This is a genomic window from Nocardia gamkensis NBRC 108242 (assembly GCF_001612985.1).
Taxonomy (GTDB): Bacteria; Actinomycetota; Actinomycetes; order Mycobacteriales; family Mycobacteriaceae; genus Nocardia; species Nocardia gamkensis.
Window position 1 is genome coordinate 265,208 of sequence record NZ_BDBM01000007.1, and the last position, 21,116, is coordinate 286,323.

20 protein-coding genes are annotated in these 21,116 nt (G+C 69.2%); 15 read left to right on the plus strand and 5 right to left on the minus strand.

The window, feature by feature from the left end:
• Window positions 1–111 precede the first annotated feature (111 nt).
• From ctaD to NG1_RS08900, 9 genes are all read left to right on the plus strand, one after another.
• Window positions 112–1,854: an aa3-type cytochrome oxidase subunit I gene (gene ctaD / locus NG1_RS08855; RefSeq protein ID WP_084498789.1), complete on the plus strand. Its 1,743-nt coding sequence runs from the start codon at window positions 112–114 to the stop codon at window positions 1,852–1,854.
• A 197-nt stretch (window positions 1,855–2,051) separates the two neighbouring features.
• Window positions 2,052–3,269, plus strand: a complete 1,218-nt coding sequence (gene serB, locus NG1_RS08860) for a phosphoserine phosphatase SerB (RefSeq protein WP_062969559.1) — start codon at window positions 2,052–2,054, stop codon at window positions 3,267–3,269.
• Between the two features lie 102 nt (window positions 3,270–3,371).
• On the plus strand, window positions 3,372–3,692 hold the full coding sequence (locus tag NG1_RS08865) for a protease inhibitor I42 family protein (protein WP_062969560.1): 321 nt from the start codon (window positions 3,372–3,374) through the stop codon (window positions 3,690–3,692).
• Window positions 3,692–4,519 (plus strand): aminoacyl-tRNA hydrolase, encoded by an 828-nt coding sequence (locus NG1_RS08870; protein WP_084498790.1) that lies wholly within the window; start codon window positions 3,692–3,694, stop codon window positions 4,517–4,519. Before NG1_RS08865 ends, NG1_RS08870 begins: the two co-directional genes overlap by 1 nt.
• A 140-nt stretch (window positions 4,520–4,659) precedes the next feature.
• The gene (locus tag NG1_RS08875; protein WP_040868647.1) at window positions 4,660–5,493 is read left to right on the plus strand and encodes an ABC transporter ATP-binding protein; all 834 of its coding nucleotides are present in this window, start codon (window positions 4,660–4,662) and stop codon (window positions 5,491–5,493) included.
• 106 nt (window positions 5,494–5,599) lie between these two features.
• On the plus strand, window positions 5,600–6,370 hold the full coding sequence (locus tag NG1_RS08880) for an NUDIX hydrolase (protein ID WP_168434139.1): 771 nt from the start codon (window positions 5,600–5,602) through the stop codon (window positions 6,368–6,370).
• 167 nt (window positions 6,371–6,537) lie between these two features.
• Window positions 6,538–7,314, plus strand: a complete 777-nt coding sequence (locus NG1_RS08885) for an enoyl-CoA hydratase-related protein (RefSeq protein WP_062969562.1) — start codon at window positions 6,538–6,540, stop codon at window positions 7,312–7,314.
• Between the two features lie 37 nt (window positions 7,315–7,351).
• Entirely contained in the window at window positions 7,352–8,329 is a 978-nt protein-coding gene (locus tag NG1_RS08890; RefSeq protein WP_062969563.1) for a class I SAM-dependent methyltransferase, read from the plus strand.
• A gap of 271 nt (window positions 8,330–8,600) precedes the next feature.
• Window positions 8,601–9,824 (plus strand): class I SAM-dependent methyltransferase, encoded by a 1,224-nt coding sequence (locus NG1_RS08900; protein WP_062969565.1) that lies wholly within the window; start codon window positions 8,601–8,603, stop codon window positions 9,822–9,824.
• 20 nt (window positions 9,825–9,844) lie between these two features.
• Here the strand turns inward: NG1_RS08900 and NG1_RS08905 are convergent, their stop codons facing one another.
• A complete protein-coding gene (locus tag NG1_RS08905; protein ID WP_062969566.1) occupies window positions 9,845–10,339 on the minus strand; it encodes a hypothetical protein in 495 nt (164 codons plus the stop codon).
• 130 nt (window positions 10,340–10,469) lie between these two features.
• Window positions 10,470–11,771, minus strand: coding sequence for an outer membrane protein assembly factor BamB family protein (locus NG1_RS08910; protein WP_062969567.1), 1,302 nt, complete (start codon window positions 11,769–11,771; stop codon window positions 10,470–10,472).
• Window positions 11,772–12,003: 232 nt separating this feature from the next.
• Between NG1_RS08910 and NG1_RS08915 the strand changes: the two genes are divergently transcribed.
• Both NG1_RS08915 and NG1_RS08920 read left to right on the plus strand, forming a co-directional pair.
• Window positions 12,004–12,753, plus strand: a complete 750-nt coding sequence (locus NG1_RS08915) for an acyltransferase (protein WP_062969608.1) — start codon at window positions 12,004–12,006, stop codon at window positions 12,751–12,753.
• Between the two features lie 137 nt (window positions 12,754–12,890).
• Window positions 12,891–13,436 (plus strand): DUF1697 domain-containing protein, encoded by a 546-nt coding sequence (locus tag NG1_RS08920; RefSeq protein ID WP_062969568.1) that lies wholly within the window; start codon window positions 12,891–12,893, stop codon window positions 13,434–13,436.
• Window positions 13,437–13,447: 11 nt separating this feature from the next.
• On the opposite strand, the gene NG1_RS08925 is transcribed toward NG1_RS08920, so the two are convergent.
• Genes NG1_RS08925 through NG1_RS08935 form a run of 3 tightly spaced genes read right to left on the minus strand, consistent with a single transcriptional unit; the run spans window position 13,448 to window position 17,180 of the window.
• Window positions 13,448–14,701: a glycosyltransferase family 4 protein gene (locus tag NG1_RS08925; RefSeq protein WP_062969569.1), complete on the minus strand. Its 1,254-nt coding sequence runs from the start codon at window positions 14,699–14,701 to the stop codon at window positions 13,448–13,450.
• A complete protein-coding gene (locus NG1_RS08930; RefSeq protein WP_210750393.1) occupies window positions 14,698–16,365 on the minus strand; it encodes a 1,4-alpha-glucan branching protein domain-containing protein in 1,668 nt (555 codons plus the stop codon). Before NG1_RS08930 ends, NG1_RS08925 begins: the two co-directional genes overlap by 4 nt.
• Window positions 16,362–17,180, minus strand: coding sequence for a class I SAM-dependent methyltransferase (locus NG1_RS08935; RefSeq protein WP_245659839.1), 819 nt, complete (start codon window positions 17,178–17,180; stop codon window positions 16,362–16,364). The genes NG1_RS08930 and NG1_RS08935 overlap by 4 nt, the downstream gene beginning before the upstream one ends.
• 264 nt (window positions 17,181–17,444) lie before the next feature.
• Here NG1_RS08935 and NG1_RS08940 point away from each other — a divergent pair, with 264 nt between their 5' ends.
• From NG1_RS08940 to NG1_RS08955, 4 genes are all read left to right on the plus strand, one after another.
• A complete protein-coding gene (locus tag NG1_RS08940) occupies window positions 17,445–18,230 on the plus strand; it encodes an electron transfer flavoprotein subunit beta/FixA family protein (protein WP_062969571.1) in 786 nt (261 codons plus the stop codon).
• A 37-nt stretch (window positions 18,231–18,267) separates the two neighbouring features.
• Window positions 18,268–19,224, plus strand: a complete 957-nt coding sequence (locus NG1_RS08945) for an electron transfer flavoprotein subunit alpha/FixB family protein (RefSeq protein ID WP_040868613.1) — start codon at window positions 18,268–18,270, stop codon at window positions 19,222–19,224.
• A gap of 140 nt (window positions 19,225–19,364) precedes the next feature.
• Window positions 19,365–19,757, plus strand: a complete 393-nt coding sequence (locus NG1_RS08950; RefSeq protein ID WP_062969572.1) for a hypothetical protein — start codon at window positions 19,365–19,367, stop codon at window positions 19,755–19,757.
• A gap of 238 nt (window positions 19,758–19,995) precedes the next feature.
• A complete protein-coding gene (locus NG1_RS08955; RefSeq protein WP_062969573.1) occupies window positions 19,996–21,051 on the plus strand; it encodes a uroporphyrinogen decarboxylase/cobalamine-independent methonine synthase family protein in 1,056 nt (351 codons plus the stop codon).
• Window positions 21,052–21,116: the final 65 nt, after the last annotated feature.

Genomic DNA, 21,116 nt, shown 5'->3' on the forward strand with positions numbered 1-21,116 from the left:
GCGGGTTTACGATTCGAAGAGCGCAAGCGAACTGTCGTCTGTCCCGACATAGGGATGGATGCGATCAGCGGAGCCTGCGGAGCGAATTGAAGGCACCTTTCAGGAGGATCAGTGACTGCCGTAGAGCCCCAGCCAGTCCCTCAGTTGGAAGCGACTCGGCCTTATCCGGCTCGGACCGGGCCGAAGGGCTCGTTCATCTACAAGATGGTCACCACCACGGACCCCAAGGTCCTGGGTGTCATGTACCTGACCACGTCGATGGGCTTCTTCCTCATCGGTGGCCTGATGGCCCTGCTGATGCGCGGTGAGCTGGCCCGGCCGGGCCTGCAGTTCCTCTCCACCGAGCAGTTCAACCAGCTGTTCACCATGCACGGCACGATCATGCTGCTGTTCTACGCGACCGCGATCGTGTTCGGCTTCGCCAACATCATCCTTCCGCTCCAGATCGGCGCCCCCGACGTCGCCTTCCCGCGCCTGAACGCCTTCAGCTACTGGCTGTACGCGTTCGGCGCCAGCATGGCGACCGCGGGCTTCATCACCCCGGGCGGCGCGGCGGACTTCGGCTGGACGGCGTACGTGCCGCTCACCGACATCCTGCACTCGCCCGGCGTCGGCACCGACCTGTGGATCCTGGGCCTGGCCGTGTCCGGTCTGGGCACCATCCTCGGTGGCGTGAACATGCTGACCACCGTGGTCTGCCTGCGCGCACCCGGTATGACCATGTTCCGGATGCCGATCTTCACCTGGAACATCGCCGTCACCAGCGTCCTGGTGCTGCTGGCCTTCCCGCTGCTGACCGCCGCGCTGTTCGGCCTGGCCTACGACCGCCACCTGGGTGGCCACATCTACGACCCCGCGACCGGCGGCATCCTGCTCTACCAGCACCTGTTCTGGTTCTTCGGCCACCCCGAGGTGTACATCATCGCGCTGCCGTTCTTCGGCATCGTCTCGGAGATCTTCCCGGTCTTCTCGCGTAAGCCGATCTTCGGTTACACCACGCTGGTCTACGCCACGCTGGGTATCGCCGCGCTGTCCATCGCGGTGTGGGCGCACCACATGTACGCGACCGGCGCGGTGCTGCTGCCGTACTTCTCGTTCATGACCTTCCTCATCGCGGTCCCGACCGGTGTGAAGTTCTTCAACTGGATCGGCACCATGTGGCGCGGTCAGCTGACCTTCGAGTCGCCGATGCTGTTCTCCATCGGCTTCCTTGTCACCTTCCTCTTCGGTGGTCTGTCCGGCGTCATCCTGGCCAGCCCGCCGCTGGACTTCCACGTCACCGACTCGTACTTCGTCGTGGCGCACTTCCACTACGTGCTCTTCGGCACCATCGTGTTCGCCACCTACGCGGGCATCTACTTCTGGTTCCCGAAGATGACCGGCCGGATGCTGGACGAGCGCCTGGCGAAGTGGCACTTCTGGACCACCTTCATCGGCTTCCACACCACCTTCCTGGTCCAGCACTGGCTGGGCGCCGAGGGCATGCCGCGCCGCTACGCCGACTACCTGCCCGGCGACGGCTTCACGACGCTGAACACGATCTCCACGATCGGCGCCTTCGTGCTCGGCGCGTCGATGCTGCCGTTCCTGTGGAACGTCTTCAAGAGCTACCGCTACGGCGAAGTGGTCACCGTGGACGACCCATGGGGCTACGGCAACTCCCTCGAGTGGGCCACCACCTGCCCGCCGCCGCGGCACAATTTCTACGAGCTGCCGCGCATCCGCTCTGAGCGCCCCGCGTTCGAGCTGCACTACCCGCACATGGTCGAGCGCATGCGCGCCGAGGCCCACGTGGGCTGGGGCGCGGGCAAGCACGCGACCGAGCTGCACGAGCCGAACGCCCTGGCGAAGTAGGGCGTTTCCGCGCCGGGGCAACGCACGGGCGACGTCCGGCCCCGCCGTAGGATTCATCGCGACGAGTGTGCACCCGCTGGTCATCAGCGGGTGCACACTCGTTTGTGGAGATCGTTTGTGGAGATCAGTACGCACCGTGCGTTGCGACAACGACGTCCAGCACAGCGACGGCGAACATCGAACATGGAGCGCATCAGTTGGCCGACACCACCGTCCTCGTCACCGTCACCGGACCCGACCGCCCCGGTGTGACCTCCGTGCTGCTCGCGGCCATGTCCCGGCACCACGTGAGCCTGCTGGACGTGGAGCAGGTCGTGATCCGGGGCAGGCTGACCCTGGGCGTCCTGGTCACTTGCCCGACCGACGCCGAGGCGTTGCAGGACGAACTCGAAGAGGCCATGAACACCGTCGGCATGCACGTCGACGTGGAGGTGGACGCGGCGATCGGCAGGCAGCCGATGTCCACGCACGCGGTGGTGATCCTCGGGAGCCCGGTCACCGCGCGGGCGTTCAGCGCGGTGTCACGGCAACTGGCCGTCTTGGGCGCCAATATCGACACCATCCGCGGTATCGCCGACTACCCGGTGACCGGCATGGAGCTGCTGGTCACCGCGACCGACTCCGGCCCGGACACCGACTCGCGGCTGCGCACGGCGCTGGCCGAGGTCGCCGTGGCCGAGCAGGTGGACGTCGCCGTGGAGCGGGCCGGGCTGGCCCGCCGGGGCAAGCGGCTGATCGTGTTCGACGTCGACTCGACGCTGATTCAGGGCGAGGTCATCGAGATGCTCGCGGCGCACGCCGGCGTGGAGGACGAGGTCCGCAAGGTCACCGAGGCCGCGATGCGCGGGGAGATCGACTTCGCCGAATCGCTGCGGCAGCGGGTCGCGACGCTGGCCGGGCTGGACGAGTCGGTGATCGAGGAAGTGGCCGACCGGATCGAGCTGACCCCCGGCGCGCGCACGACCATTCGCACTCTGCGCCGGATCGGTTTCCGCTGCGGCGTGGTGTCGGGCGGCTTCCGGCAGGTGATCGAGCCGCTGGCGCACGAACTCGAGCTGGACTTCGTGCAGGCGAACACGCTGGAGGTCATCGACGGCAAGCTGACCGGCCGCGTCGTCGGCGAGATCGTCGACCGTGCGGCCAAGGCGACCGCGCTGCGCAAGTTCGCGGCCGAGGCCGGGGTGCCGATGGAACAGACCGTCGCCGTGGGTGACGGCGCAAACGACATCGACATGCTCAACGCCGCCGGGCTCGGGGTCGCCTTCAACGCCAAGCCCGCGCTGCGCGAGGTCGCCGACGCCGCGCTCTCGCATCCGTACCTGGACGCCGTCCTGTTCATCCTCGGGGTCACCCGGCACGAGGTGGAGGCCGCCGACGCCAGGGACGGCCTGCTGCGCCGCGTTCCGCTGGGCTGAGCGGTCCGGAACCGAGCACTCGGACGACTCACGGCCTGCCGCTGCGCGGATCGCCGATCGGTAGGCTCGCCGCGAGTTGATCATTCGCCGATCGGAGGACAGGTGCGCAAGTCCCTGCTGGTTCTGCTGCTCTGTTCGACGGTGGTGGGCTGCGGCAACGACTCGCGCGAGACCCATCCCGCCGAGGACGCGAAACCTGTTGTGCGGGTTGGTGATGCCGACGACGGGCAGCAGCGGCGCCTGCTGGTCGGACAGCGCCTCGTGGTCGCCCTGCCTGCCAACCCGTCGACCGGATACTCCTGGAGTGTCGCGCAGATGGGCGTCGCGGCCGGTGTCACCCCGTTGAAGTTGGAGTACACGCGTCCGTGGGACCAGGGCTTGGCACCGGCACGGACGTTTTCGTTGACGATCGAGGTGCAGTGATGACGCGCATTCCGGAATGCGGCGCCGAAGTCGGGCGCGGCGCAGAGAATTCCACGGCCGCCCAGCCATCGGACCTCGCCGCGGCGACATCGGATATCGCGACATTCCATGCCCGGCATGCGGAGCTGGCGCGTGGCTACCACGGCGCGGGCGATCCGGACGACCCCGCCATGGTGCAAGCGATGCAGATGGTCCTGCACCTGCCCAAGGCCGATCCGCCTCCGCGCAGCGCGCTGCTGGCAGCGGCCGCGGCCGCCGCGGTGGCGCTGTGCCTGGACGAGCGGGTCGGGCCCGGCGGCGAGTGGGAACAGCCGTATCTCGCATGGAAGCGGTTGCGCATTCGCAAGGTGGCCCGGCGGGCGCGCGGCGCGCAGTGGCAGGCGACCTGCGCGGTGCCGGGTGTCACCGTCGAGATCGACGGCGCGCAGGCGCGCGCGTTGGTCCCCGGACCGGTGGGCGAGGTCGATCCGCGGATCAAGCGTCTGCAAATCGGCGGCACCGATCTCGAGCACGACGCTCCCGGGCCGCCCGATCCGCTCCTGCCGGTGCTGTGGGTGAACGCCGCGCTCGGGATGACGCTGGGCAAGACGGCCGCGCAGGTGGGTCACGCGAGCATGCTGCTGGCCGGTGCGCTGCCGGTCGAGCACGCGCTGCGCTGGGCGGAACTGGGCTTCAGGTGCGCGGTGCGCGAAGCCGACCCGCCGCGCTGGGCATCGCTGGCCGGGCAAGTGGCCGAGGGCGGTGCGGTCGCCGTGCGCGACGCCGGATTCACCGAAGTGGCGCCCGGCTCGATGACGGTGATCGCGGTGCCCGCCCGTTCCTGGTGAACCCTCCTGCGGCGACCCCATGGTGGGCGTGTCGGTGCGGCGGCCGACGCGGCCGTGACGGCGGCGTTCCGGCGTAGATCCGACCGACCGGCTCGGTTTTCCCTCCCCGCGTTGGCAAGTGTCCCCTCAGGTGGGCCAAGATGGAGCGCGTGCCGCAACCGGATCCCGATCTGCTCATCGATTTCACCGACGTGACCGTCCGCCGCTCGGGCCATACTCTCGTCGGTCCGGTCACCTGGCAGGTCGAACTCGACGAACGCTGGGTGGTCCTCGGCCCCAACGGCGCGGGCAAGACCTCGCTGCTGCGGATGGCCGCCGCCGAGATGCACCCCACCGCGGGCGTCGCCCATCTGCTCGGAGAGCGGATCGGGAAGGTGGACATCAACGAGTTGCGTCCGCGCATCGGCCTGTCCTCGGCGGCGGTGGCCAGCCGGGTTCCGATCGATGAGAAGGTCAGCGACCTGGTGGTGTCCGCGGGCTACGCGGTGCTCGGCCGCTGGCGGGAGCGCTACGACGAGATGGACACCGACCGCGCCATCGACATGCTGGAAAGCCTCGGGGCCGAACATCTCTCGGACCGCACCTACGGCACCCTGTCGGAGGGCGAGCGCAAACGGGTGCTAATCGCCCGCGCGCTGATGACCGATCCCGAGCTGCTGCTGCTCGACGAACCGGCGGCGGGCCTGGACCTGGGCGGCCGCGAGGAACTGGTGGAGCGGCTCGGCGATCTCGCCGCCGACCCGGACGCCCCCGCGATCGTGCTCGTCACCCATCACGTGGAGGAGATACCCCCCGGCTTCACCCACGGCCTGCTGCTCAACGAGGGCGAAGTGGTCGCGCAGGGACTGCTGTCCGACGTGCTCACCTCGGAGAACCTCAGCGACGCCTTCCGCCAATCGATCGCGCTGGATCGAGTCGACGGACGCTACTTCGCGCGCCGCTCGCGCCGCGCGGGCCGGCACCGCACCCGCTGACTCGGACGGTGTCCGTCGCTCACCAAGCGCGCGTTAGGGTGCAGGGGTGAGTGAGAAAGAACCGCAGGCAGACTCTCAGCAACCGATCAAAGACGCGTCGACGGTGATGCTGGTGCGCGACGGTGCCGAGGGGCCCGAGATCTTCCTGCAGCGCCGGGTCGGCGCCATGGCGTTCGCCGCGGGCATGACCGTGTTCCCCGGCGGCGGCGTCGACCCGTCCGACGGGACCGCCGACATCGCCTGGTCCGGGCCCGAGCCCGCGTGGTGGGCCGAGCGGTTCGCCACCACCGAGGCCAGGGCCAAGGCGCTGGTCTGCGCGGCCGTCCGGGAGACGTTCGAGGAGTGCGGCGTGCTGCTGGCAGGCCCGACCGCCGACAGCGTCGTCTCCGACACCACCGGTTACCGGGACGCGCGCGGCAGGCTGGAGCGCAGGGAATTGTCGCTGGCATCCTTCCTCGCCGAGGAGGAACTCGTCCTGCGCGCCGATCTGCTCCGCCCGTGGGCGAACTGGATCACCCCGGTCATCGAGCCGCGCCGCTACGACACCCGGTTCTTCGTCGCCATCCTCCCGGAGGGGCAACTCGCCGACGGCGCCACGTCCGAGGCGGCGGAGGTGCGGTGGAGCACCCCCGCCGAAGCGCTGGCGCGCTGGCGTTCCGGCGCCGACGTGCTGCTGCCGCCGACCTGGACCCAACTGGTCGAACTCGGCGAATTCCACTCCACCGCCGACATCCTGGCAGCGCAGCGGGCGATCGATCCGATCCTTCCGGTGCTGGCCGATTCGGACGGCAGGCAGCTTCTCTCCTTCCCGGACAACCACCGCTACTTCGCCGATCTCCCCGACGCCGGTCGCCTGAAGGGTTCCGTGCGGCCCTGACGGGCAAGTCGGGCGCATAAGTGATGAGTGCCCCTGCCCGGTTCTTCGCAGCGGTATCCGGTCTGGGACGGCCGCCTACCGGGGCGGTGGATGATCGCGTCGGTCGCCGCTCGCCGTCGTCGGGCCTGACCGCCGGTGCCGGTGCGCACCCGGTAGCGTGGCCTGCCATGGCCGAATTCGTGACCCTGGAGCTGCCCGAGGGCGATGCCGCGCGCGGCGTGGCCGTCCTGCGGTTCGCCCGCCCGCCGATGAATCTGCTCAACGCGCAGCTGGTGCGGGAACTGGCCGAGGCGGCCGACGCCGTCGCCGCCGACCCGGGCGTTGCCGCGGTGGTCGTGTACGGCGACGAACGCGTGTTCTCCGCGGGTGACGACGTGGCCGAACTGTTCGGTCTCGGCAGTGACCAGGCCGCCGCGATGGCGGCCGACTTGCAGCAGGACCTCGGTTGCCTGGCCCGGATCCCGCAGCCCACGGTCGCGGCGATCAGCGGTTATTGCCTCGGCGGTGGGCTGGAGCTGGCGCTGGGCGCGGACCGCCGCGTCATCGGTGACAACGTCAAGCTGGGTCTGCCGCAGATCAAGACGGGCTTGATCCCGCTCGCGGGCATCCGTCGCCTCGCCCTGCTGATCGGACCGGGCCCGGCCAAGGACCTCGTCTACACCGGTCGTTTCGTCGAGGCGGACGAGGCGAAGGCGCTCGGCCTCGTCGACGAGGTCGTCGCGCCGGACGACGTGTACACCGCCGCGATGCGGTGGGCGCGCCAGTTCACCGACGGTCCCGCCCGCGCGCTGGCGGCCGCCAAAGCGGTCTTCGAAGCGGGTCCGCACGGCCTCGATCGCGCCCGTGGCGAGTGGTCGGCCCTGTTCACGACGGAAGATCGCCTGATAGGAACAGGTTCCTATCTGACCGACGGTCCCGGGTCGGCGGAATTCGTGGGGCGATAGCAGGCGTCATCTGCGGATTTGGGTAGGCTTGCCGACCATGACGGTACGTCCCGACGACCCCGCGCCGAACCCGCACGCCACCGAGGCAGAGGTCGAAGCAGCGCTCAAGGATACGAAGCTGGCCCAGGTTCTCTACCACGACTGGGAGGCCGAGACCTACGACGACAAATGGTCCATCTCCTATGACGAGCGCTGTATCGAGTACGCGCGCGGCCGGTTCGACCTGGCCGTGGGTCCCGCGCCTCTGCCCTACGGCAAGGCGCTGGAACTGGGCTGCGGTACCGGCTTCTTCCTGCTGAACCTGATGCAGGCGGGTGTGGCGAAGTCCGGCTCGGTCACCGACCTGTCGCCGGGCATGGTCAAGGTCGCGCTGCGCAACGCGCAGCACCTCGGTCTGGACGTGGACGGCCGGGTCGCCGACGCGGAGACCATCCCCTACGACGACGACACCTTCGATCTGGTGGTCGGTCACGCGGTGCTGCACCACATCCCCGACGTCGAGCTGGCGCTCAAGGAGTGCCTGCGGGTGCTCAAGCCGGGCGGCCGCTTCGTGTTCGCCGGTGAGCCGACCACGGTCGGCAATTTCTACGCGCGCTGGCTGGGCCGGATCACCTGGAAGGCCACCACCACGGTCACCAAGCTGCCGGTGCTCAGCGACTGGCGGCGTCCGCAGGAGGAGCTGGACGAGTCCTCGCGCGCGGCGGCCCTGGAGGCGGTCGTCGACCTGCACACCTTCGATCCGCGCGCCCTGGAGGCGATGGCCCGCTCGGCGGGCGCCGTAGAGGTGGCCGCAAAGACCGAGGAATTCGCGGCCGCGCTGTGGGGCTGGCCGGTGCGCACCTTCGAGGCGGCCGTGCCCGCCGAGAAGCTCACCTGGCGCTACCGGATGGCGATGTACCGCGCTTGGCTGGGGTTGAGCTGGGTGGACGAGAACGTCATGCGCCGTGTGGTGCCGCGTCAGTTCTTCTACAACGCCATGATCACCGGCGTGAAGCCGAGCTCCGCCGGAAAGTAGTGGGCCGCGCCACCTCTCGCGACCGCATCGCCGACCTGGGCAGCGACCATGCTGCCCGGGTGCGTCGGCTCGAGTCGCCGCGCCGGAACCCGGAGATGGAGCGCCACCGAAACGGTGACCGGACCAAGGCCCATGGGATCGTCACAGAAGTTCGGGAACAGGCCGCCGTCGCGATCACCCACATGGGCCGGGCTGTCGCGACAGCTCGGACGGTCCCGCCACCCGGACTCAGGCTGGTCGGCACGGTGCGGACAACTATGGGAGCTCGGTAGTGGGCTACCGCTTCACCCGTGATGATGTCGGGTACCTGGGTAGCGCGATCGGCCGGGACGCGCTCGCCGAGGCGGATCGGCTGGCACTCACCCCGGCGACGCACCTGCGGGATCTCGAGCTCGTGCGTCGCGCGCACGGCGACCGGGCGGCGGCCCTGATCGAGACCGTGCGATTGCGGCGCAGAGCCGCCGCGAAGCTCCTCGACGCCGGGCAGTGGCTCTTCACCGACGACGCGCTGCAGCAGGCCACCCCGACGCTCGTGGCACGGCAGCGGGCCACCCGGCTGGCCGGGCGGACGGTGCACGACGTCACCTGCTCGATCGGAGCCGAACTCGTCGAGCTGGCCCGGGTGTGCCCGGCGGTGCTCGGCAGCGATCTGGACGAGGTGCGGCTGGCGATCGCCGCGCACAACCTGGGGGCGCACCGGCTCGGGGCCGGGGAGCGGGACTCCCTCACATCCGCCGCCTGTCCCTCGGAGCTGACCCGGAATGTGATGCTGATCCGGGCGGATGCGCTGCGTCCGAGCAGTCGCGACACCGTGATCATCGCGGACCCGGCCCGGCGCGCCGACGGCCGCCGCACGCACGACCCGGCCAAACTCCAACCGCCGCTGCCGGATCTGCTCGCGGCCTACGCCGCCCGTGATATCGCCGTGAAATGCGCTCCCGGTCTGGACTTCGACCGGCTCGTCTGGTCGGGTGAGGTCGAGGTGGTCTCGCTCGACGGATCGGTGCGTGAGGCGTGCCTGTGGTCTCCGGGGCTCACCGAGGCCGGAGTGACCCGTCGCGCGAGGGTGCTCTCGTCCAAGGGCGGCGGGTGGACCATCACCGATGCCGAACCCGACGTCATCGAGGAGCGCCCGCCGGGGCAGTGGATCATCGACCCGGACGGCGCCGTCGTGCGTGCCGGACTCGTCCGTCATTACGCCGCGAAACACGGCTTGTGGCAACTGGATCCGCGTATCGCCTATCTCACCGGAGACACCGTCCCCGAGGGGGTGCGTGGCTTCCGCATCCTCGACCGCATGGATTTCCGCGAGAAATCCCTTCGCGCCGAACTCCATCGCCGCGACTGCGGCCCTCTCGAAATCCTCACGCGAGGCGTGGATATCGACCCCGATGCGCTCCGGTCGCGCCTCAAACTCCGTGGCACTCAACCGCACACGCTGGTGATCACACGAATCGGCCGCGCCGCGACGGTCTTCCTCTGTTCCACCCCGTGACGACCCGGCTGCGTCGCGCGCTACGCCGGGAGTTTCGCGACGACGAGTCTCGCTGCGACGGCCCATCGTTGGTCTGTCGGCGGGGCGGACAGATTGCTGCCGACGAGAAAGACGCGGACGACGAACCGGTCGGTGAGGACCCAAGCCTGCGGGTAGTCGGCCTTCGCTTCGATGAGTACCGAGCGCCCGATTCCCGGGAGTTCGCGCGTTGTCGGACTCTTCAGCCGCGCGATGGTCGCCTCTGTCACCGACCCCTGTTGCGGCCGCATCACTTTGATCGATGCAGTGAAGGACAGAATCCCACCGGCGGTGAGGTAGTAGGTGCAGCTTCGGCCATAGGAACCGTCGTCGCGCTTGGTCTTGGTGTCGTGCCCATCGCCGAGGCTCACCTCCGCCAGGGCACTGATTTCCGCCCCGCTCAGAACACACTCGTCATCGACAGCGTGTTCCTGGAACGGCTCATCGGCGACCCGCGCCGGTGTGGTTGTCGCGGCCCGGCTCTGCGAGGCTGCCACCGGACGCCCGTCGACCGTGCCGGCGCACGCCGCGGTAGACGTGAGTAGAGCGACAGCGACTACCGTCGCCCTGCCGAGACGCGCAAGAATCCCACTCTTCGCCAAAATTCCCCCTCGAAACCGACGGTGCTTACTTCTCCGGCGTGAACGCGAAGATCTCGCCGATGCGGGTGGCGACCACGACCTCGCCCTTCGCGCCGACCGACGTGCCGGTGGTGGTGCCCTTCGCGCCAGGCAGCACATCGGAGTCGAGGGTGGCTCCGGTCTGCGTGTCGAAGGTGACGAGGTTCAGGCCGTCGCCGATCGCCGCGACGGTGTAGCCGGTGTCGCCCGCGGTCTGCGCCGCGGAGCCGCGCAGCGCCAGATCCTTGCGCTCCCAGACGGTTTCCACCGCGTCGCCGTTGTCCCGCAGCCCGACCAGGTAGCCGTCGTCGCCGGAGGGGATGATCAGGCCGTCGTCCGACACCGAGATGCCCCCGCGCGGCGTCCAGTCCAGCCGGTGGACCCACTTGGTTCGCCCGTCAGCGGTGTCCAGGGCGATCAGGCGGTTGTTGTTGTCGCCCACGTAGAGGGTGGCGCCGTCGGCGGACAGGGCCGGGCTGGTCGCGCTGCCGCCGAGCAGCAGTTCGGCGCTCCACTCCCGCACGAGCTTCTCGCCGGTGTAGCGCAACGCGACCACGGCCGCCGCGGGCCGCCCCGGCTGCCAGAGCGTCACGTAGAAGCGGCCGCTGTCTGCGTCGACGGCGGAGATGGTCGCGACCGGGCACTGCGGCCCGCCGGTAGCGCAGTCGTCCAGGCCCTGGCTCGCGTCGGGCCAGCTGAGGCCCGCGTGCACGAGGAAGTCCGGTTCGCCGAGCAACTGCACGGTCGGCACCGTCCGGTCCCCTGTCTGCCTCGACAGCACGTCGACCTGGCCGGATCGCGTGACGGTCAGCAGCTTTCCGTCACCGGTGAACTGCACCGAGGCCGGTGTTCCCGCGACGGGCGTGGCCCACCGTGGCTGCCCCAGGTAGTTGAACGAGATCACCCGGCTGTCGTCGCCGACGTAGACGTTGCTCATCCCGTCGACCGACGAAGGCGCGGTGATCGCGCTCGGGCCCAAGGCGTTGCAGAACCGTTTGCGGCCGGTGGCCATCTGGAAGGAGAAGATCGAGCAGTTCTGCAGGCGGGTGGTGACGAACAGCTGGCTGTCGGGCCCCAGCGTGATCGGCTGGGCGATCGGGCCGCCGACCGGCCGCTGCCAACTCAGCTCGAGCTCCCGCGATCCGGTGACCGGGCCGGTGCCGCTGTTGCGGCCGTCGTGATAGGCGGCGGTCCAGCCCTTGCCGGTGCCGACGGTGATGTCGTCGTAATCGGTGCCGCACCCGGCCAATGCCAGCGCGCCGACCGCGGCCAGCGCGGCCGCGGCACGTTTCCGGGACGGTCGCCACATGGAAGTAGCCAGTACGCCGCCGCTTCGCACCTGCCGCACTCCTGTCGTCGTTGGCGTTCGCCGTCGCCGTCTCCGGCGCAGGAGTCACTGTACGGGAGGCTCGCGCGCGGGTGAACGCGTCCCGGCGTTCTCGTCGCGGGTGCTCGTCGTGGTGCTCACCGCGGGCGATAGGCTCTATCCGTCGCCGCCGAGGCGCGCGACGGCCGGTAGGACCACGACAGGAGAACCGTTCGTGACGAGCATGTGGGGCGCACCGTTGCGCTCGCGCTGGCGGGGATCGCGCCGCCGGGATCCGCAGCAGGCGCGTTTTCTGACGCCGGCGTCGCTGCGCTGGGTGCTCGCGAACCGGGCGTACACGCCCTGGTATCTGGTGCGCTACTACCGGCTGTTGAAGTTCCGCCTGGCGAATCCGCACATCGTGCTGCGCGGCATGGTCTTCCTCGGCCGCCGCGTGGAGATCCACGCCACCCCGGAACTGGCCCGCATGGAGATCGGCCGCTGGGTGCACATCGGCGACGGCAACGCGATCCGCTGCCACGAGGGTTCGCTGCGCATCGGTGACAAGGTGGTGTTCGGCAAGGACAACGTCGTGAACACCTATCTCGACATCGAGATCGGGGAATCGACCTTGGTCGCCGACTGGTGCTACATCTGCGACTTCGACCACAAGATGGACGACATCAACGTTCCGATCAAGGACCAGGGGATCGTGAAGAGCCCGGTGCGCATCGGCCCCGACACCTGGATCGCCGCCAAGGTGACCGTGCTGCGCGAGACCAGTGTCGGCCGCGGCTGCGTGCTCGGCGCGCACGCCGTGGTCAAGGGTGAGATCCCGGACTACAGCATCGCCGTCGGCGCACCGGCGAAGGTCGTCAAGAACCGCAAGGCGGCCTGGGAGGCGGGCGCCGAACAGCGTGCGGAATACCTCGCCGCGCTCGAGGACATCGCCCGCAAGAAGAACGGGGCCACGCAGACCGCCTGACGGGTAGGGCTGGACGAGTCGCGCAGCGGTCTCACTCGGCTGTCGCGTGGCGGGCGCCGTCTGCCGGAATTCCTCCCGCGCCGACACCGCGCCGTGACGCCCTCGATTCGTCGGTGCGGGCGAGTAGGTTCGGCGCTATGACTGCCTACGCCGCCCTGTTGCGCGGGATCGCGCCGAGCAATCCGAACATGAGCAACGCCAAGTTGCGCACGGTGTTCGAATCGCTCGGGTTCGAGGGCGTCGGTTCGGTGCTGGCCAGCGGCAACATCGTGTTCCGCAGCGCGGAGACCGACGTGCCCGCGCTGGAGGACCGGATCCAGCAGGCGCTGATCCGGGAACTGGGGATCGGTGGTGGCACGATCATCCGCAGCCATGACGAACTGCGCGCGCTGCTCGACACCGATCCGTTTCCCGGCCTGACCCACGGGCGCGGAACCTATCTGATCGCGACCTTCCTCAAGGACACGGCCAAGGCTCCGGCCACCGTGCCCGAGCACCCCGACCCGCTCACCCGGGTCGTCGGCTACGACGAGGCCGCGCGCGCCTTCCTGGCGGTAATCGACAACAGCGAGCCGGGCAAGACGCCGGACTTCATGGCGTGGCTGGAGAAGACGTACGGCAAGGACATCACCACTCGCACCTGGCTCACCGTCGAGCGCATCGTCAAGAAGCTCGCGACCTAGCCGGGCCGGGGTTACTTCGGATCGCGTTCCGGCAGCGGACGTTCCACGATCGAGGGGCGGCCGAGCGGGTTGCGCACCCGCCGCTTGGCCGAGTGGTACACCTGGGCGGTCTCCGCGGCCACCACGTCCCACGCGAAATCGGCGGTGAGCCGTTCCCTGGCGGCGTAGGCCCGCTGCTGCGCGGCGGCGGGGTCGTCGAGGGTGGCGCGGACCGCCTCGACCAAACCGTCGACGTCCGCGGGCGCGAACGAGGCGCCGGTGACGCCGTCGATCACCGCCTCGCCCAGGCCGCCCGCCGTCGAGGTGATCAGCGGGGTGCCCGCGGCGGCCGCCTCGAGCGCGACGATGCCGAAGGGTTCGTACCGGCTGGGCAGCACGATCGCGTCGGCGCCGTGCAGCCAGCCGAGCAGTTCGGAGTGGTCGAGCTGACCGGCGAAGGTCACCGCTCGCGCCACGCGGTGCACCCGGGCGCGTTCGCGCAACCACTCGAATTGGGTGCCGACGCCCGCGACGGTCAGGGTGGTGCCGGGATGGGCGCGGCGGATGCGGGGCAGCGCGGCGATCGCGTCCTGCACGCCCTTCTCGTACTCGAGCCTGCCCACGTACAGCAACCGGGGCGGACCGCTGCGCGGCGAGCGCGGGCGGAAAGTCCACGCGCCCACATCGATTCCGTTGCGGATCACCGTCATCGGGATCCGCTCCGGACCGTAGAGCCGTTCGACCTCGTCCTGCATGGACGACGAACAGGTGATCAGCGCGTCGGACTCGTTGGCGAGCCACCACTCCACCGAGTGCACCTGCTTGTTGACCTTGCCCGCGACCCAGCCGCTGTGCCGTCCCGCCTCGGTGGCGTGGATGGTCGACACCAGCGGCACGTCGTAGTACTCGGCCAGGGCGATGCCGGGGTGGGCGACCAGCCAGTCGTGCGCGTGCACCACGTCGGGCGTCCAACCGTCGCCGATGCCCGGCTTGCCGAGCGCGACGCCCGCGCGCACCATCGCGTGCCCCATGGCAAGCGTCCAGGCGAGCATGTCCTCGCCGAAGTCGAAGACCGGCGGGTCCTCCGCGACCGCCACCACCAGCACGCCGTCGGCGATGTAGGAGTGCGTGGGATGGGTAGCGGCGTCGGTGCCGGAGGGACGCCGGGACAGCACGACCACCTCATGACCGGCCGCGGCCAGTTCGACGGCGAGGTGATGCACGTGCCTGCCGAGTCCGCCCACCACGACCGGCGGGTACTCCCACGACACCATCAAAATCTTCATGCAAGTCCTTCTGCGGCCGAGCCCGGGTCCGCCGGAACCGGCCCGTGGTCCGCGGTGGCGGAGCCCGGTCCTGGCACGGCGGCGGATACTGCCCCGGTGGCGCTGGGTACGGACCCCGCGGAGGTGAGTCGTCGCGCGTCCACGCCGGGGAAGAGTCCGTCAGCTGCCCCCCATCCTGCCGCCAACTGCCGTGCTTTCGCGAGTTGGCCCGCCCCGACGGCCGCGGCGATTTCCCGGACCGCGTGGGCATGCCGGTGCGCCCGGTCGCGCGCGTAACCCGCGGCGGAGTCCTTGCTCACCATGAACGCCCAGTCGCTGGAGACGGTGAGGATCGCCTCGCGCAGCAGTTGATCGGCGACGTGGTCGCGCAGCCCGAGTGCGCCGCCCTGCGCGGCGCGCATCTTGTCGATGGTGTCCAGGGTCAGCCGCACGATGTCGTCGTTGAGCTCGACCAGATCCCGCACCTGCTCGCCTGCCCACACCCGCCAGTCCTTGCCCGAACCCCAGGACGAGTCGGCCAGCGGCACCGGTTCGCCCAGGTAGCCGCGTGTTCGCGCGTCGGCAAGGGTGCCCACCGTGACGCCCGCTTCCGGCAGCGCGCGCAACACCTCCGCCAGCCACTGCGGCCCCTCGTGCCACCAGTGGCCGAACAGTTCGGTGTCGAACGCGGCGACGACCAGGGCGGGCCGGCCGATCCGGTCGGACTCGGCGATCAACCGTTCGCGCACGGTCCGCACGAAGTCGTCCACGTCCCGCGCGACGGCCGCGGCGGCCAGTTCCGGGTCGTAGGGAGCCTTGTCCGGGCCCGCCACGGTCTTGCCGGTGACCCGTGCGGGTTTGAGACCCGTCGCGTGGTCATAGTGATGAAAGTCACGGTAGGCGCCGTGGCCTGGATAGCCGGATTTCGGGGACCAGACGCGGTAACTCACCTGCAGATCGCGGCCGAACGCGACCACGTCGGAATCCCGCACCGGACGTCCGAGCGTCGTGTCGCCGCGCAGCGCGGGACCGTCGACCATGAAATGTGTCACACCCGCGGCGGCGTAACCGACCTCCATGCCGGGCGTGTATCCGCATTCCGGCGCCCAGATGCCCGTAGGTGTGTGACCCCAGCGGTGCCGCGCGTCGGCCAGGCCCTCGGTGAGCTGGAACCGGCGCATCCGAGGATCCAGCAGCGGCTGGAACGGGTGGGCCAGCGGGCCGCCGAGCAGTTCGATGGTCTCCGCGTCGATGAGCGCCCGCCAGACCGGCGCCGCGCCGTGTTGCCAGTGCTGCTCGAACTCGGCCAGGGCGGCGGCGGCCAAGCGATGTTCGTGCCTGCCCAGCGCGACATTGCCCGCCATGGCGGCTTCGTCGGCGCGCAGCTGCCAGTTGCCCAGCCAGTGGTGCATGCCCGCCAGGCAGTGCGGGTCGTCCAGCTGGGCCGCGAGCACCGGCGTGATGCCGAGGCTGAGCAGATGCGAACGTCCTTCGGCCGCAAGGGTTCGCAGGACCTCTACGAGGGGCAGGTAGGACGCTGCCCAGGACTGGTAGAGCCATTCCTCGCCGACCGGCCAGCGGCCGTGATGGGCCAGCCAGGGCAGGTGGGAGTGCAGGACCAAGGTGAACTGGCCCGGCACCGGGCTTGCGGCGTGCCCGCCGGGCACGGTACTGCGATCGGTCAAGGCTTCACCGCGATGGCGACCAGATCCAGACTCGCGTCGATGTCCGCGGCGACCAGCGCGAAATCGTCCACCGTGACGCTCGCGACGTCCGCGGTCAGTTCCGCGGGCCACGGTTCGCCCGCCAGCGCCCGTTCGATCTGCGCGTCGATGAACGACCCGCCGTGCTTGGCGTCCAACGCTTTCAGGCCGGGACCGTGGTGCACGCCGATCATCTGCGTGACCTCGAAACCGGCGTCGACCAGCAATTCGGTCAACTCGGCCGCGTTCAGTTCCCTGGTGTGGAACGGGTTGAGCGGAGTGTCGCGACCGGGGGAGAAGGTGATCCGGTTGGGCGTGCTGATCAGCAGCTCGCCGCCGGGGCGCAGCACCCGCAGGCACTCGCGCAGGAACTGGGACTGATCCCAGAGATGTTCGATCACTTGGAAGTTCACCACGACGTCGACCGAGGCGTCCTCCAGCGGCAGTTCGGCGAGGTTGCCCTGGATCATCTCCACGCGGGGGTAGCGCGCGCGCACGTGCTCGACGGCGCTGGTGTCGTAGTCCACGCCGATCACCTTGGTGGCCACGCCCGCGATCATGTCCGCGCCGTAGCCCTCGCCGGAACCCGCCTCCAGCACGGTCTTTCCGGCGCAGCGGTCCAGCAGGCGGGCGTAGGCGATCTCGTGCCTGCGGAACCAGTAGTTCTCCTCGGCGATGCCGGGAACGGTGCGCTCGCCGGTCAGCGGCAGTGGTTCGACGGCGCCGACGGCGGCCTCGGTGTCCACGGAGATGCCGGACGGGTCGCCCACTGCGGCAGGGATCACAGCCTCGCTCATCACTCCGACGTTACTGGCACCGCATCCGCGGGAAACACCCCACCCGGTCGGCTCGGAAGTGCGGCTCCGGCAGGCCGGACCCGGGGCCGCCGAACCGGGGCACTGTAACGCGTGGTACCCACTTGTGAGAGAGAAGCCGCTAAGTTACCCACGAGTAACTTAACGTAAGGTAATGTCACGGCCTGAGCCACCCACCCGGGCGTACGGCGCAGCTCGTGCGACCACCATTTACGTGTAACCAGAACAGGAGGTCGACGAAGACCGATGCCGAACATCGTCGTACTCATCAAGCAGGTTCCCGACACATGGTCGGAGCGCAAACTCACCGACGGTGACTACACGCTCGATCGCGAGGCCGCCGACGCCGTCCTCGACGAGATCAACGAGCGTGCCGTCGAAGAAGCGCTGCTGATCAAGGAAGCCCAGGGCGGTGAGGTCACCGTGCTGGCCGCCGGTCCCGACCGCGCCACCGAGGCCATCCGCAAGGCGCTGTCCATGGGCGCCGACAAGGCCATCCACATCAACGACCCGGCCATCCACGGCTCCGACGCCGTGCAGACGGCGTGGGTGCTGGCCAGTGCGCTCGGCCAGGTCGAGGGTGTCGAGCTGGTCATCGCGGGTAACGAGGCCACCGACGGTCGCGCGGGCGCCGTGCCCGCGATCATCGCCGAGTACCTCGGCCTCCCGCAGCTGACGCACCTGCGCAAGCTGACCGTCGACGGTGACAAGATCACCGGCGAGCGGGAGACCGACGACGGCGTGTTCAAGCTGGAGGCCACCCTCCCGGCCATCGTCAGCGTCACCGAGAAGATCAACGAGCCGCGCTTCCCGTCCTTCAAGGGCATCATGGCCGCGAAGAAGAAGGAAGTGCAGACCTTCACGCTGGCCGACCTGGGCGTCGACCCGTCGACCGTGGGCGTCGCGAACGCGGGCTCCACCGTCACCGCGGCCACCCCGAAGCCTCCGCGCACCGCGGGCGAGAAGATCGCGGACGAGGGCGACGGCGGCAGCAAGATCGCTCAGTACCTGATCGGCCAGAAGATCATCTGATCTCGGTAGCGCCTGCAGACTTCCTAGGAGAGAACAAATGGCTGAAGTACTCGTGCTCGTCGAGCACGCCGAGGGTGCGATCAAGAAGGTCAGCACCGAACTGCTCACCGCGGCTCGCGCTCTCGGCGAGCCCGCCGCCGTCGTGCTCGGCACGGCGGGCACCGGCGAGAAGCTGGCCGACGCGCTGGCCGCCGCGGGCGCCGAGAAGATCTACATCGCCGAGTCCGACGATGTGGAGAACTACCTGGTGACCCCGAAGGTCGACGTGCTGGCCGCGCTGACCGAGTCGGTCTCGCCCGCCGCCGTGATCGTCGCCGCCACCGCCGAGGGCAAGGAGGTGTCGGGTCGCCTGGCCGCCCGCATCGGCTCCGGCCTGCTGGTCGACGTCATCGACGTGAAGTCCGACGGCACCGCGGTGCACTCCATCTTCGGTGGCGCGTTCACCGTCGACGCCAAGGTGACCGGCGATGTTCCGGTGATCTCGGTCCGCCCGGGCGCCGTCGAGGCCTCGGCGCAGGCCGGTGCGGGCGAGAAGGTGACCGTCGAGGTGCCCGCGCAGGAAGACGGCGTGGTCAAGGTGACCTCGCGGGAGCCGGTCGTGGCCGGTGACCGTCCGGAACTCACCGAGGCGGGCATCGTGGTCTCCGGTGGCCGCGGCGTCGGCTCCGCCGACAACTTCTCGGTCGTCGAGGCGCTGGCCGACTCGCTCGGCGCGGCCGTCGGCGCCTCGCGCGCCGCCGTCGACTCGGGCTACTACCCGGGCCAGTTCCAGGTCGGCCAGACCGGTAAGACGGTCTCGCCGCAGCTGTACATCGCCCTCGGCATCTCCGGCGCGATCCAGCACCGCGCGGGCATGCAGACCTCGAAGACCATCGTCGCGGTCAACAAGGACGAAGAGGCGCCGATCTTCGAGATCGCCGACTACGGCATCGTGGGCGACCTGTTCAACGTCGCGCCGCAGCTGACCGAAGCGGTCAAGTCGCACAAGGGCTGACACCCTTCGAGCGTTCGAAAGTGGCCCCGACCGGACGGTCGGGGCCACTTTTTCGTTCTCACCTCTGAATAGCCCAGCAGGCAACGATTTCGAGCTACTGTCGGCGAGCGTTGCCGCACGGGATTGGGACGAGGGGGGCGATGAGCGACGTCGTGGACAGCGGCGGCCTTCAGGTGGCGACCGGCATGGACGGCGGTCTGCCGATCAATACGCGGCAGGACACCCTTCTGAAGGTCGCTTCGATGTTATCGCCACCGGTGGTGTCCCAGTACCTGGCCAACCACGACTGGCAACTCGAATACCGCGATCAAGACGTCAAAGAAATCTGGCGACTTCCGGGCGAGGACGGCCTGCTAGGCCGAATCATGCTGCCCTTGGCCACCGACTATGTCGATTTCCCTCGCCGCTTTCGTGAGACGCTCCAAGCCCTGGCCACCATTTACGACTGTGACCTCACGCAACTGGTCGAACGAATCGCCATCGCGTGGCCGACGTGTTGTTCGTGCGCATCGACCAGGAAACCGGAGAACTGACGCCGGGGTGCGAGCGACTCCGCCGAGGCGCTGGTCGGTTCGAACCGTTGCGGTCGATGAGCATGTAGAGGCGCTGATCTTCGAGTACTTGGTTCGTTGTGCTCGGTCGGAAGAGGTCGGCGCGAAATTGGTGCGAAGTCTCGAGGCCAGGTGAGCGAGAATCGTGACCGATGCGAAAGAAATTACGGTGCAGGTGATTTGGCGTCGGAGATGCAGGTGGCGGACTTACACTCGCCCGGTGAGCATCCCCACGGAACCGATCGGTAGCATCCCTCGACCTCACGACCTCCTGGCCGCCATGGCCGATGATTCCGGCGACGCCGCCGCGCTCGCCGAACTTCAGCGCGGCGCGGTCGCCGAGACCATCCGGAAGCTGGAGGAACTCGGCTCTCCCGTCGTCACCGACGGTGAGCAATCCAAGCCGAGCTTCGCCACCTATCCGCTCGCCGGGCTGGACAACCTGGCCCCGGACGGGGCGATCATCCCGTTCGCCGACGGGCACCAGCGGCAGTTGCCCCGGCTGACCACAGGCCCGTTCCATTACGCCGCGCACGCGGCGGACTATCTGCGCGCCGCACAGCAGCACGCCACCGTTCCGGTGAAGCAGGCCGTCATCGCGCCGTCGGCGCTGAGCCTGCTGTATCCGGCCGAGGGTATCGAGGGTTATCCGCGCGAGCAGTTCCTCGCCGATCTCGCCGACGCGGCCGAGGCCGACATCCGCGGCTGTCTGGAGGCGGGGGCGTACCTGGTGCAGCTCGACTTCACCGAAGGGCGGCTCTCGCTGAAGCTGGATCCCAGCGGCGGCGTGCTCGACCAGTTCATCGAGCTGAACAACACGGTGCTCGAACGGTTCTCGGACGAGGAGCGGGCCAGGATCGGCGTGCACACCTGCCCTGGCGGCGACCAGGACTCCACGCACAGCCTGGACGTGGACTACGTCCAATTGCTGCCGAAGCTGCTGCAACTGCGAGTGGGCGCGTTCTATCTCCAGTTCGCCAGCGAGCCCGACCCGGAGAAGGTGCTGGCCGTGGTCGCCGAACACCTGCCGGCCACGGCGCGCGTGTTCATCGGCGTCACCGACCCGATCGATCCGCGCGTCGAGACACCCGAACAGGTGCGTGACCGCGTGCTGCTCGCCGCTCGCTTCCTGCCCGTCGATCGGTTGGGCACCTGCGACGACTGCGGTTTCTCGCCATTCGCCGACGACACCTCCACCTCACGGGAGACGGCGTTCGCCAAGATCCGCGCGCGCATCGAGGGCACGGCGCTGGCATCGACGGAATTGGGTGTCTGAGCGCAGCGAGACGGGATCGACCGGGCCCGCTCTAGGTTGTAGTGGCCAGGAGCGGGCCGTTCGAC